This is a genomic window from Citrobacter sp. Cb041, assembly GCF_030336655.1.
Lineage (GTDB): Bacteria > Pseudomonadota > Gammaproteobacteria > Enterobacterales > Enterobacteriaceae > Citrobacter > Citrobacter braakii.
Genome location: NZ_JAOWDD010000038.1, coordinates 274,528 through 287,131 on the forward strand (window position 1 = coordinate 274,528; position 12,604 = coordinate 287,131).

At 51.3% G+C, this 12,604-nt stretch carries 11 protein-coding genes; 9 read left to right on the forward strand and 2 right to left on the reverse strand.

The features are described 5' to 3' along the window. The first annotated feature begins 216 nt into the window (after positions 1 to 216). From OGV52_RS12675 to opgB, 6 genes are all read left to right on the forward strand, one after another. Entirely contained in the window at positions 217 to 993 is a 777-nt protein-coding gene (locus tag OGV52_RS12675; RefSeq protein ID WP_016155624.1) for a threonine/serine exporter family protein, read from the forward strand. Beyond that, complete coding sequence (locus tag OGV52_RS12680; RefSeq protein WP_016151589.1) at positions 984 to 1,457, forward strand: threonine/serine exporter; 474 nt, start codon at positions 984 to 986, stop codon at positions 1,455 to 1,457. Before OGV52_RS12675 ends, OGV52_RS12680 begins: the two co-directional genes overlap by 10 nt. Positions 1,458 to 1,580: 123 nt before the next feature. Beyond that, on the forward strand, positions 1,581 to 2,120 hold the full coding sequence (gene dnaT, locus OGV52_RS12685; RefSeq protein WP_016151588.1) for a primosomal protein DnaT: 540 nt from the start codon (positions 1,581 to 1,583) through the stop codon (positions 2,118 to 2,120). A gap of 2 nt (positions 2,121 to 2,122) precedes the next feature. Further along, positions 2,123 to 2,860: a replicative helicase loader DnaC gene (dnaC, locus tag OGV52_RS12690; protein ID WP_016155623.1), complete on the forward strand. Its 738-nt coding sequence runs from the start codon at positions 2,123 to 2,125 to the stop codon at positions 2,858 to 2,860. A 70-nt stretch (positions 2,861 to 2,930) separates the two neighbouring features. Continuing rightward, positions 2,931 to 3,422: a YjjA family protein gene (locus OGV52_RS12695; RefSeq protein ID WP_287108588.1), complete on the forward strand. Its 492-nt coding sequence runs from the start codon at positions 2,931 to 2,933 to the stop codon at positions 3,420 to 3,422. Between the two features lie 230 nt (positions 3,423 to 3,652). Next, positions 3,653 to 5,944, forward strand: coding sequence for a phosphatidylglycerol--membrane-oligosaccharide glycerophosphotransferase (gene opgB, locus OGV52_RS12700; protein ID WP_016155622.1), 2,292 nt, complete (start codon positions 3,653 to 3,655; stop codon positions 5,942 to 5,944). 105 nt (positions 5,945 to 6,049) lie between these two features. On the opposite strand, the gene OGV52_RS12705 is transcribed toward opgB, so the two are convergent. Continuing rightward, positions 6,050 to 7,495: a tagaturonate reductase gene (locus OGV52_RS12705; protein WP_287108590.1), complete on the reverse strand. Its 1,446-nt coding sequence runs from the start codon at positions 7,493 to 7,495 to the stop codon at positions 6,050 to 6,052. A 13-nt stretch (positions 7,496 to 7,508) separates the two neighbouring features. Continuing rightward, positions 7,509 to 8,531: a zinc-binding alcohol dehydrogenase family protein gene (locus tag OGV52_RS12710; protein ID WP_279265299.1), complete on the reverse strand. Its 1,023-nt coding sequence runs from the start codon at positions 8,529 to 8,531 to the stop codon at positions 7,509 to 7,511. A 137-nt stretch (positions 8,532 to 8,668) separates the two neighbouring features. On the opposite strand from OGV52_RS12710, the gene OGV52_RS12715 reads away from it, so the two are divergent. The 3 genes from OGV52_RS12715 to OGV52_RS12725 all read left to right on the forward strand — a co-directional run bounded on the left by OGV52_RS12715 (position 8,669) and on the right by OGV52_RS12725 (position 12,549). Continuing rightward, positions 8,669 to 9,580 carry a GntR family transcriptional regulator gene (locus OGV52_RS12715; RefSeq protein WP_046275488.1) on the forward strand — a complete coding sequence of 304 codons (912 nt, stop codon included), beginning with the start codon at positions 8,669 to 8,671 and terminating at the stop codon, positions 9,578 to 9,580. 147 nt (positions 9,581 to 9,727) lie between these two features. After that, positions 9,728 to 11,035, forward strand: coding sequence for an enolase C-terminal domain-like protein (locus tag OGV52_RS12720; protein WP_200108371.1), 1,308 nt, complete (start codon positions 9,728 to 9,730; stop codon positions 11,033 to 11,035). A gap of 128 nt (positions 11,036 to 11,163) precedes the next feature. Then, complete coding sequence (locus OGV52_RS12725; protein WP_200108370.1) at positions 11,164 to 12,549, forward strand: MFS transporter; 1,386 nt, start codon at positions 11,164 to 11,166, stop codon at positions 12,547 to 12,549. Positions 12,550 to 12,604: the final 55 nt, after the last annotated feature.

Consider the following 12,604-nt stretch of genomic DNA (forward strand, 5'->3'; position numbering starts at 1 on the left):
GTTGCTTACGTATTTTCCATCCTGATAAATAGCACTACATTTTCATAAGCGCTGTCTTTATTGATAAGCAAGTGAGGTATGCAAACGCATCAGACGTACAATCTGCATCTTTTTTCGACGCAAAGATTGATCTTAGCCAGAGCCAACAGGATCATGCTTCATGATAAAAAGAAGACATCCGCCACGCAAAGAGATCCTTTTCAGTCAGAGCGAGTCATGCAAACAGAGCAGTCGTCACAGCGAACGGTTACACGGTTATGTATTCAATGCGGTCTTTTTTTACTGCAGCATGGGGCAGAAAGTGCGCTGGTTGACGAGCTATCCACCCGCCTCGGGCTGGCGCTTGGCATGGATAGCGTTGAAAGCGCTATCTCCTCTAACGCCATCGTCCTGACCACTATTAAAGACGGGCAGTGCCTGACTTCAACGCGAAAAAATCAGGATCGCGGAATTAACATGCACGTCGTGACGGAGGTGCAGCACATCGTTATTCTGGCGGAACACAAACTGCTGGATGTTAAAGGCGTTGAGAAACGCTTTAGCCAGATTAAGCCGCTGCGCTATCCAAGATGGTTGGTCGCCTTTATGGTCGGCTTGTCCTGCGCCTGCTTTTGTAAACTCAATAATGGCGGATGGGATGGCGCGGTGATCACCTTTTTCGCCAGTATGGTGGCAATGTATATTCGCCAGATTCTGGCGTCCCGGCATTTGCACCCGCAAATCAACTTCTGCATTACTGCGTTTGTGGCAACCTCGATTTCTGGTCTGCTGCTGACGTTGCCGACGTTTAACCACACTCCAACCATCGCCATGGCCGCCAGCGTGCTGCTGTTGGTTCCGGGTTTTCCGTTGATCAACTCCGTCGCGGATATGTTTAAGGGACACATTAATACTGGGCTCGCTCGCTGGGCTATTGCCAGTCTGCTGACGCTGGCGACCTGCATTGGCGTAGTCATGTCGATGACCTTATGGGGGCTGCGCGGATGGGCGTGATCGATTTCATTTTGGCGCTAATGCAGGACATGATCCTGTCGGCAATACCTGCGCTTGGTTTTGCCATGGTATTTAACGTACCACATCGGGCGCTCCCCTGGTGCGCGTTACTCGGCGCACTCGGCCACGGTTCACGAATGGTGATGATGAGCGCAGGATTTAATATCGAATGGTCAACCTTTATGGCGTCGCTACTGGTGGGCTGCATTGGGATCCAGTGGTCACGCTGGTATCTGGCGCATCCGAAAGTCTTCACCGTTGCGGCAGTAATCCCCATGTTCCCTGGGATCTCGGCCTATACCGCCATGATCTCGGCGGTAAAAATCGGCCATTTTGGTTACAGCGAAGCGCTGATGATCACGCTGTTGACCAATTTCCTGAAAGCCTCATCGATTGTCGGAGCGCTCTCTATCGGGCTATCCGTACCGGGATTATGGCTGTATCGCAAACGCCCGCGTGTTTAGCGGCACGCTTTGTTAGCTCCTCGCAGAGAGGGGAATCGCCCCCTCATCTGCTGCTCTCCTTCTTCTCTGTGTTACTATAAAAGCAGTCCCCTTCTCGGTTGTTGTTCAGTATTGAGAAACATTATGCCCAGCAAAATTTTGACGCCGGACGTCACTAGCATTGACGCCTTACTACACGATCACCACACGGTGCTGGCCAGGTCTGCGGGCGGCGCCGTAGCCGTATTCGCCAATAACGCGCCAGCATTTTACGCGGTGACGCCTGCACGACTGGCCGAGTTGTTAGCGCTTGAAGAGAAGCTGTCACGCCCGGGAAGCGATGTGACGCTGGATGCACAATTTTATGAAGAGCCGCAAACCGCTCCTGTTGTCGTGCCAATGGGGAAATTTGCGATGTACGCTGACTGGCAGCCCGATGCCGACTTTCAGCGCCAGGCCGCCCTGTGGGGCGTGGCGTTAAGAGAACCGGTCACCGCCGAGGAACTGGCCTCATTTGTCGCCTACTGGCAGGCCGAAGGCAAAGTCTTTCACCATATTCAGTGGCAGCAAAAACTGGCACGCAGCATCCAGATTGGCCGGGCCAGCAATGGCGGAATGCCGAAGCGCGATGTGAACAGTGTCAGCGAGCCTGACAACCATATTCCACCGGGTTTTAGAGGATAACGATGAAAAACGTTGGCGACCTGATGAAACGTCTGCAAAAAATGATGCCGGCTAATGTCGAGCCAGCCTTTAAAACGGGCGAGGAGCTGCTGGCATGGCAAAAAGAGCAAGGTGAAATTCGCGCCGCAGCGCTGGCCCGTGAAAACCGGGCTATGAAAATGCAGCGCACATTCAACCGTTCCGGTATTCGTCCACTGCATCAGAACTGTTCGTTCGATAACTATCGGGTGGAATGCGAAGGTCAGATGAACGCCCTGAGCAAAGCTCGCCAGTACGTTGAAGAGTTTGACGGCAACATCGCCAGCTTTATTTTCTCTGGCAAGCCCGGCACCGGCAAAAACCATCTGGCCGCCGCTATCTGCAACGAACTGCTGCTGCGCGGCAAGTCGGTGCTGATTATCACCGTTGCGGACATTATGTCAGCCATGAAAGATACCTTCAGCAACCGTGAAACCAGCGAAGAACAGCTACTCAACGATCTCAGCAATGTCGATTTGCTGGTGATCGACGAAATCGGCGTGCAGACCGAATCCCGCTATGAAAAAGTGATCATCAACCAGATCGTCGATCGCCGCTCGTCTTCAAAACGCCCGACCGGTATGTTAACCAACAGCAATATGGATGAAATGAACAAACTGCTGGGTGAGCGGGTAATGGACCGTATGCGCCTTGGCAACAGCCTGTGGGTGATTTTTAACTGGGAAAGCTACCGTAGTCGGGTAACCGGTAAAGAGTATTAACGTATTAGGACCACTCCTAAGACTGCCGACGCTATACTGCGCTGAAAAGGCATAACACGAGTTGCATATAATGATGAAAACAACCAAACGTCTGCTGTGCTGTGCGCTTGCCGCCAGCACGCTCATCTCGACCAGCGTTTTCGCCGCCTCCTGGCAGGATTCGCTCTCCAGCGCGGCCAGCGAACTGAGCAAACAAAGCTCCGGCTCGCAGGGCGGCTCGTCGCTCTCTTCCCTGACCAGTCTACTGAATGGCAGCAATCAGTCGCTGACCTCCAGCAGCATGAATAACGCCGCCGGGATCCTGGAATATTGCGCGAAACAGAAACTGGCCTCGGTCACCGACACGCAAAACGTCAAAAACCAGGTGCTGGATAAACTGGGCCTCAGTGCTCCGGAGCAGAAACAAGACTCCAACTATATGGATGGCATTCAGGGGCTGCTCAACGCCAAAGATGGTCAACAACTGGACCTGAACACAATTGGCAACAGCTCGCTGGCGAAGCAGGTAAAAACCAAGGCCTGCGATCTGGTGTTAAAACAGGGTATGAACTTCATTTCCTGACGCACGACATGCCGCGTATACCCTGCGCGGCATCAACCTGCTCCCCATAAAATTCACACGTCAAATAATCAGTAAATCCCCCGCAAAAAACACGCATATCTAAACCAATTCTGAATAACAACGTAATTTAATGTCACTACAATTGCAGCAATGCAACATCGCTATTACATTGTGCTTTCCCAAAATCATTAGCCTGCCTGGCGTTTGCCCGGTTTACTGAGGATCGATCGTTGTCAGAACTCATCTCCATTACTCTGTTTCTCGCTTCAGTGCTGATTTACGCCTGGAAAGCGGGTCGCAACACCTGGTGGTTTGCTGCAACGTTAACGGTGCTGGGGATTTTTATTGTCTTGAATATCACGCTGTATGCCAGTGACTATTTCACCGGCGACGGTATCAATGACGCAGTTCTGTACACGCTGACCAACAGCCTGACCGGCGCGGGAATTGGAAAATATATCTTACCTGGCGTCGGGATTGCGCTGGTGCTGACGACCGTTTTTGTCGCTCTCGGCTGGATTCTGCGCCGCCGTCGCCATCATCCGCATCATGTGGGTTACAGTCTGCTGGCCCTGCTGCTGGCGTTGGCCTCCGTAGACGCCAGCCCGGCGTTTCACCAGATAACCGAACTGGTAAAGTCGCAGTCGCGCGATGGCGATCCGGATTTCCCAACCTATTATAAAGAGCCGTCAAAAACGATTCCCAACCCGAAGCTGAATCTGGTTTATATCTATGGCGAAAGCCTCGAGCGCACCTATTTTAACAACGACGCGTTCCCGGATCTGACCCCGGAACTCGGTGCGTTGAAAAACGAAGGTCTGGATTTCAGCAATACCATGCAACTGCCGGGTACCGATTACACCATCGCTGGCATGGTCGCCTCACAGTGTGGTATTCCGCTGTTTGCGCCGTTTGAAGGCAACGCCTCGGCGTCGGTCTCCAGCTTCTTCCCCAACAATATCTGTCTGGGCGATATCCTGAAAAACTCCGGCTATCAAAACTACTTTGTGCAGGGAGCCAACCTGCGCTTTGCCGGCAAAGACGTGTTCCTGAAATCTCACGGTTTTGATCATCTCTACGGTGCGGAAGAGTTAAAAAGCGTGGTTGCGGACCCGGCCTATCGCAACGACTGGGGCTTCTACGACGATACCGTGCTGGATGAAGCATGGAAAAAATTCGAAGAGCTTTCACGTTCGGGCCAGCGCTTTTCACTGTTTACGCTGACTGTGGATACCCATCATCCAGATGGATTTATCTCACGTAGCTGCAACCGTAAACGTTATGACATTGACGGGAAGGCCAACCAATCCTTCAGCGCGGTCAGCTGCAGCCAGGAAAACATTGCCGAATTTATCAATAAGATCAAAGCCTCACCGTGGTTCAAAGATACCGTCATCGTGGTTTCTTCCGATCATCTGGCGATGAACAACACCGCATGGAAGTATCTGAACAAGCAGGATCGCAACAACCTGTTCTTCGTGCTGCGCGGCGACCAGCCACAGCAGGAGACGCTGGCGGTGAAGCGTAACACGATGGATAACGGGGCAACGGTACTGGATATTCTCGGTGGCGATAACTTTATCGGTCTTGGCCGCAGCAGTTTGTCGAGCGAATCCGTGTCTGAAGTGTTCCTGAACATCAAAGAAAAAATGCTGGCGTGGAAGCCCGATATCATCCGCCTGTGGAATTTCCCGAAAGAGATGAAAGAGTTCACCGTCGACCAGGACAAAAACATGATCTCTTTCTCCGGCAGCCATTTCCGCCTGCCGTTGTTGCTGCGCGTATCGGACAAACGCGTCGAGCCGCTGCCGGAAAGCGAATACTCAGCCCCGCTGCGCTTCCAACTGGCAGATTTCGCGCCGCGAGATAACTTTGTCTGGGTTGATCGCTGCTACAAAATGGCGCAGCTATGGGCCCCGGAGCTGGCGCTCTCCACCGACTGGTGCGTATCGCAAGGCCAGTTAGGCGGACAGCAAATCGTGCAGCACGTCGACAAAGCCAAATGGAAAAGTAAAACCGTGTTTAAAGACACGGTGATCGACATGGAGCGCTACAAAGGTAACGTTGATACGCTGAAAATTGTCGATAACGACATTCGCTACAAAGCCGACAGCTTCGTCTTCAACGTGGCGGGCGCGCCGGAAGAGGTTAAACAGTTTAGCGGCATATCACGCCCCGAATCCTGGGGTCGCTGGTCCAATGCGCAGCTCAGCAAAGAGGTGACCATCGAGTACAAGGCCCCGCTGCCGAAGAAATTCGATCTGGTCATCACCGCGAAAGCCTTCGGCGACAATGCCAATCGTCCTATTCCCGTGCGCGTTGGCCACGAGGAACAGACGCTGGTGTTAGGCCATGATGTCACTACCACTACCTTGCATTTTGATAACCCGGCGGATGCCGATACGCTGGTGATTGTCCCGCCCGATCCGGTCGCCACCAACGAGGGCAATATTCTCGGCCACTCGCCGCGTAAGCTGGGGATCGGGATGGTTGAAATCAAAGTGGTCGCTCAGGGCTCGTAACATGAAATGGCTGATGGCGCTTCGCTTATCAGCCTTACAGCCAGCCGCATTTATTGTCTGAAAAAAAACAGCACCCAACACCACACCGGGCGCTGCATGGCAACCTTATTCCAGACTTTTCACTGCCTGGCGCATACCCTGCACCAGAATCATTTCCAGGTTTGCCGTCACCTGCCCGGCAAGCCCGGGCAGCAACGTCAAATCTTCACCCCAGTGCGCCGCATCGCCGAGCACAGTATCCACCAGTTCACGCAGCGTTAAATCTTTGCCAACTCGCGGCCACAGACTGGCATACAGGCTAACCCACTGCTCATCATCCTGTATCGGATAGCGTTCTCCCTCCCGCTCTGCGCGATAAAACGCCAGCAGCGCCGCGAGGGCGAACGTTAACCGCACGGGCCAGCGCCCATTTTGCTGGCCCGCCAGCAGTTGCGGCAAAATTCGGGTACGGAATTTGGTCATCCCGTTAAGCGCAATGGAAAGCAACTGGTGACGAATGTAGGGGTTTTGAAAACGCCCGCTCACCGCGTCGGCAAATTCACGCAGTTCATCCGCCGGGAGATCCAATACCGGTATAATTTCCTCGCTAATCGCCCGCTCGACAAAGTGACGGACATCGGCATCCTGCATCGCTTCGCCGACGGTCTCCAGACCACACAGCCAGGCCACCGGCACCAACGCCGTATGCGCGCCATTGAGAATGGCGACCTTACGCTCTTTGTACGGTTTAATATCGCTCACTACCCGAATGTTCAGCGGGCACTGCGCCAGCTTCAGTTCCTCGGCCAGCCACTGCGGCCCCTGAATCACAAACAGGTAAAAATGCTCCGCGGTATCGAGAAACGCATCGTGATAGCCAAGCGAAGCTTCCAGCACGGCGGCTTCTTCTCGCGGGTAGCCGGTGACAATGCGGTCGACCAGCGTGGAACAGAAGGTGTTTGCCGTCGCCACCCAGTCGGCAAACGCCGGGGGAAGCTGCCACTCCTGCGCATACTGCAGTACCAGCGTTTTGAGCGCCTCACCGTTATAGTCGATAAGCTCGCACGGGATAATGACCCAGCCCTTATCCACTGCGCCCTCAAAATGATTAAAACGCTCCAGCAGCAGACGCGTCAGTTTAGCCGGAAAGCTTACCGGCGGCGCATCATCGACCCGGTCTGCCGCGTGATAGCTAATTCCAGCTTCGGTGGTATTCGAAAACACAAAGCGAATATCCGCATTGTGGGCCAGCGCCAGATACGCCGCGAAGTCCTGATACGGATTGATTTCGTTATTCACGGAACGGATAAGCCGCGCCTCACTCACCGCTTCGCCCTGCGCGTTTAGACCGCGAATAAGCGTGGTGTACAACCCGTCCTGGGTATTCAGCGACGGTGGAAAATCGGTATTGATCGGGCGAACGATGGTCACGCCAGCGTTCAGAAAGGTTTGCTCGTTGAGGATATCCAGTTGCCAGTCGACAAACGCTCGCAGGAAATTCCCTTCACCAAACTGGATCACGCGCGTTGGGTAGCTTGCCCCCGGAAAATCACGTCGATTCAATGTCTTCATCGTATTTACCCTCTCAGAACGTGATCACGCCTTTAATCAGCTCACGGTTGTTAATCACATCCCGTTCGTAGATTTCTGCCAGTGTGGCAAACGCGTAACGGTGCGTGAGCATCATGTCGGCGGTCAGTTTGCCTTCCGACATCAGGCGGCCCACTTTGGCGAAATCTTCCGGTGTGGCGTTGCGACTGCCCATCATGGTGGTCTCTTTCTTGTGGAACTCAGGATCGGAGAACTGCAAATCGCCTTTGAATAGCCCAACGAAAACAATGCTGCCGCCATGGCGAATCAAATTCACCGTGTTGTTCATCGCATGCTGATTGCCCGTGGCATCAATGACCTTTTGCGCCAGCGAACCGCCAAACTGGTCACACAACTGCGCATCAAAATCTTCTGCAGACGGATCGATAACCGGGAGCCCCAACCGGGAAACCACATGCTCCCGGCGAGCCGGACTGGTATCGGCGACCACCACCTGTGCGCCATCGGCTTTGGCAATCGCCGCCGCGCCCAGACCAATCGGACCGGCACCGACCACCAGCACCTGCTCACCCGGAGCCACCGCCGCCCGGCGTACCGCATGCGCACTAATGGCATAAGGCTCAATCAGCGCCGCCGCCTGCGGATCAATTCCCTGCGCATCCAACAGGTTGGTGACCGGTACGGACAGGTATTCGCTGAAGCCGCCATCCTGATGCACGCCAATCACCGAAATCTTCTCGCAGCAGTTAGTGCGCCCGCTCAGACAGGCCGGACACTGCTGGCAGGCCACGTAAGGAATAACCGCCACCTGCTGACCATTTTTCAAATTCTGTATATTTTTGCCCAGCCCGACAATTTCCCCACATATTTCATGACCCAGCACACGTGGATAGCTGAAAAATGGTTGATTGCCGCCCCAGGCATGAATATCGGTACCACAAATCCCGACTGATTTAATTTTTATTAATGCTTCACCCTCACCCGGAATAGGTATTTCACGCTCTTTCCAGACTAATTTTTTAGGTTCCTGGCAAATCAACGTATTCATCGTAGACATGATTCTGTTCTCCTGTTTTTTTGTTGCCTCAGATATCAACGAAAATAAAAAAGCCGGAGAAAGCAGAAACACAATCTGTGAATCCCAGCGCATAAAAATGTTTTAAATCGGGTTTTAATACGCAAAAAGGAGAAGCCATGAGCCGTTCACAGAACTTACGCCACAATGTGATTAACCAGATAATCGATGATATGGCGCGTGGTCATATCCCTTCCCCCCTCCCGTCGCAAAGCGCGCTGGCGGAGATGTACAACATCAGCCGCACCACCGTGCGCCATATGCTGAGCCACTTAGGCGAGTGCGGCGTGCTGACCCAGGTCGGCAGCCACTATGTCATCGTACGTAAACCCGACCATGACGACGGTTTTGCCTGTACCACCGCCTCCATGACTGAGCAAAACCGGATTTTTGAGCAGGCTTTTTTCACCATGATCAACCAGCGTCAGCTACGCGCAGGGGAGAGTTTCTCCGAACTTCAGCTTGCCAGAGCTGCAGGGGTCAGCCCGGTGGTGGTGAGAGAATATCTTTTAAAATTCGAACGTTACAATCTGATCAAAAACGAAAAACGCGGCCATTGGAGCATGAAGCAGTTCGATCAGGCCTATGCGGAACAGCTGTTTGAACTCAGAGAGATGCTGGAAACCCATTCCCTGCAGCATTTTCTCAATCTGCCCGACGATGACCCGCGCTGGCTGCAGGCTAAAACACTGCTGGAGCGTCACCGGGTCCTGCGCGACAGCATCGGCAGCAGCTTTCGTATGTTCTCGCAGTTAGACCGTGAGTTTCATGCTTTACTGCTCTCCGCAGCAGATAATATATTTTTTAATCAATCACTTGAAATCATCTCCGTGATTTTCCACTTTCATTATCAGTGGGATGAAAGCGACCTCAAGCAGCGCAATATCATTGCCATTGATGAGCATATGACCATCCTCAGCGCACTGATTTGCCGCAGCGACCTGGATGCTATCCTTGCTCTTCGCAACCACCTTGAAACGGCAAAACAATCAATGCTGCGCTCTATCCAGCAAAACAACCGATATAATTAAAAGCAGATTAAAAACACAAAATTGCAAAATACCCCACAATCTTATTATCAACTCACATTGAGTAATTTACTCCCTCTTACACTCATGGTGTCTGCTAAACGAATTTATCTATTTTATTAGCAAAAGAACATCACAACAGGAGTCAACATGGCGATTACAATCAAGGATATAAGTGTTAAAGATATCCGTTTCCCTACATCCAAGAACTTGGATGGTTCTGATGCAATGAATGCAATATCCGACTACTCCGCGACGTATGTCACATTAATTACCGACCACGCAGAAAATTTAAAAGGGTATGGTTTGACTTTTACTATTGGTCGCGGCAACGATTTATGTGTAAGCGCAGTAAAATCTTTAGCCGAATTATTTGTTATTGGCCGTACGCTGGAAGACATTACGGCTAACTTTGGCCAATTCTGGCATGAACTTGTTTCTGGTGATTGTCAGTTACGCTGGGTTGGCCCGGAAAAAGGTGTTATTCATCTAGCCACCGCGGCAATTATTAACGCATTGTGGGATCTCTGGGCGCGTTCGCAGAATAAAACCGTATGGAAAATGCTGGTCGACATGTCGCCGGAAGAGCTTGTTCGCTGCATTGATTTCACCTACATCAAGGATGTTCTGACGCCTGAAGAAGCCATAACATTATTACGTAGAGTTGAAACTGGTAAAGCGCAGCGTGAACGAGAAATGCTGGAAACGGGCTTTCCTGGTTACACAACGGCCGCAGGTTGGCTTGGGTATTCAGAAGAAAAAATGCGTCAGCTTGCCCGTCAGGCCGTGGCTGATGGCTGGACGCATCTGAAGCAAAAAGTCGGTGCCGATATCGAGCAAGATATTCGCCGGGCGACGATCCTGCGCGAAGAGCTGGGTTGGGAACGCAAACTGATGATGGATGCAAACCAAATATGGGGCGTTGATGAGGCCATTACGGCGATGCGCAAACTAGCTAAGTTTGATCCACTCTGGATCGAAGAGCCTACCAGCCCTGACGATATACTCGGTCACGCAGCAATAAAAGCGCGAATTGGTGATATTGGCATTGCTACCGGTGAACATGCTCATAACCGGGTAATGTTTAAACAATTCTTCCAGTCAGGCGCAATGGATTTTTGCCAGTTAGACCCTGCCCGTTTGGGTGGTTTAAACGAAGTTCTCGCTGTCGTACTAATGGCGGCGAAATTTGGTGTCCCTGTATGCCCACATGGTGGTGGCGTCGGTCTGTGTCAGTATTCATTGAATATTGTTTTATTTGACTATATCGCCGTATCAGCATCACTGGAAAATAGAGTTTTAGAATATGTTGATCACTTACACGAGAATTTCGAAGAGCCGCTGGTCATAAAACGTGGACAATATTACCCATTGCAGCAACCAGGTTATGGTGTAAAAATGAAACCAGATACGCTAACACGTTATTCATGGCCCGATGGCCAAGAATGGTTAAGTTAATATAAAAACAAACAGGTATTTCATCAAATACCTGTTTAAAAGTTCTTCCATAATATTGCCTACTCACTTTCCCATTATCCTGATGAGAAATAAAAGTAGCTCTCTACCATTTGATTGGAAGCATATTTATGAGTAAAAGTGATAACGAAAAGATTGTCAATTCGGCGGTTAAAAAGTCAATTATACGGCTTTTGCCCTTTTTGGCACTCATGTATGTCATGGCTTATCTGGATCGCGCCAACATTGGTTTTGCAAAAGAGGCATTCCAGGTTGATACGGGATTGAGTAATGCAGCATATGCTTTTGGCGCAGGGGTCTTTTTTATTGGTTATGCGCTATTTGAAGTTCCCAGCAATATATTTTTATATAAAGTGGGTGCGCGCTTATGGCTTTCCCGCATCATGGTAACATGGGGACTTATTTCTGCTGCGATGATGTTTGCCCATGATGAGAAAACATTTATTATTTTGCGTTTTCTTCTCGGTGCATCTGAAGCAGGATTTATGCCCGGCGTAATGTTATATCTGACGTTCTGGTTTCCGCTTAATATCAGGGCAAAAGTGGCTGGTTATTTCTGGTTTGGGCCACCGATCGCGTTTATTCTCGGAGGGCCTGTATCCGGTGGGTTATTAACTATCCATGATTTATGGGGATTACATAACTGGCAATTAATGTTTTTGGTTGAAGGATTACTCGCTGCACTTGTTGGGGTTGTAGCATTTTTCTATCTTGATGATAAGCCATCAGATAAACGTTGCACATTCCTGACCGCGGAAGAAAAAAGCGCGCTTAGCACCATTATGGAAAAGGAAGAGCACACAAAAAAAAGCCATGGCCCGCAAGGGATCCTGAAAGCACTGTGCGACCCCAGAGTGCTGTATCTGTGTCTGATCTGCTTCACCATTCAGGTTGGTTCTTACGGTATTGCATTCTTCCTGCCTTCTCAGGTTGCGGCATTATCAGGCCAAGGCGTTGGTTTCATCGTTGGGGTTTTATCCGGTATTCCGTGGTTATGCGCACTTTTCGCTGCGTGGTATATCCCGCATCTTTCCACAAAACTGAAAGAACGTCGCTGGATAAGTACGATTACACTGCTCTTCGGTGGACTTGGTGTTGCATTATCTGGGATGCTTGCCGGTTCGCCGATCTGGGCTTTCATCGCACTTTGCATTGGCTGCGCAGGCTTGCTGGCAGTCCAACCTATTTACTGGACGTTCCCAACCAGCTATCTCGGTGGTGCCGCGGCAGCATCGGGTATTGCACTTATTAACTCGCTAGGTAATCTTGGCGGATTCGTGGCCCCCAACATTCGCGTGTGGGCTGAGAATGCGTTTGATTCGAATATTGCCGGGCTTTACCTGCTAGGTGGAATTGCGATTATCGGCGCCATTATGCTTGCCGGGATATTCCGAATTGGTATTCGGCGTGATTTGGATGGCCCTGCGCCAGAAAAGAGCCACGCTACGGACACCCCGGACTCTACAACGACGGCAACATCCGCTTCCGTAGAATGATGCCCGAGCGGTGCATACTGTTGTTCATCTCATAAAAGCGCCCTCAAATTGAGGG

What these genes read in the sequence shown, in the direction of transcription:
- OGV52_RS12715 (WP_046275488.1), top strand. Translation starts at nt 8,669, where the DNA reads ATGAGCCGTTCACAGAACTTACGCCACAATGTGATTAACCAGATAATC.
- OGV52_RS12720 (WP_200108371.1), top strand. Translation starts at nt 9,728, where the DNA reads ATGGCGATTACAATCAAGGATATAAGTGTTAAAGATATCCGTTTCCCT.
- OGV52_RS12705 (WP_287108590.1), bottom strand. Translation starts at nt 7,495, where the DNA reads ATGAAGACATTGAATCGACGTGATTTTCCGGGGGCAAGCTACCCAACG.
- OGV52_RS12695 (WP_287108588.1), top strand. Translation starts at nt 2,931, where the DNA reads ATGATGAAAACAACCAAACGTCTGCTGTGCTGTGCGCTTGCCGCCAGC.
- OGV52_RS12680 (WP_016151589.1), top strand. Translation starts at nt 984, where the DNA reads ATGGGCGTGATCGATTTCATTTTGGCGCTAATGCAGGACATGATCCTG.
- dnaC (WP_016155623.1), top strand. Translation starts at nt 2,123, where the DNA reads ATGAAAAACGTTGGCGACCTGATGAAACGTCTGCAAAAAATGATGCCG.
- dnaT (WP_016151588.1), top strand. Translation starts at nt 1,581, where the DNA reads ATGCCCAGCAAAATTTTGACGCCGGACGTCACTAGCATTGACGCCTTA.
- OGV52_RS12675 (WP_016155624.1), top strand. Translation starts at nt 217, where the DNA reads ATGCAAACAGAGCAGTCGTCACAGCGAACGGTTACACGGTTATGTATT.
- OGV52_RS12725 (WP_200108370.1), top strand. Translation starts at nt 11,164, where the DNA reads ATGAGTAAAAGTGATAACGAAAAGATTGTCAATTCGGCGGTTAAAAAG.
- OGV52_RS12710 (WP_279265299.1), bottom strand. Translation starts at nt 8,531, where the DNA reads ATGTCTACGATGAATACGTTGATTTGCCAGGAACCTAAAAAATTAGTC.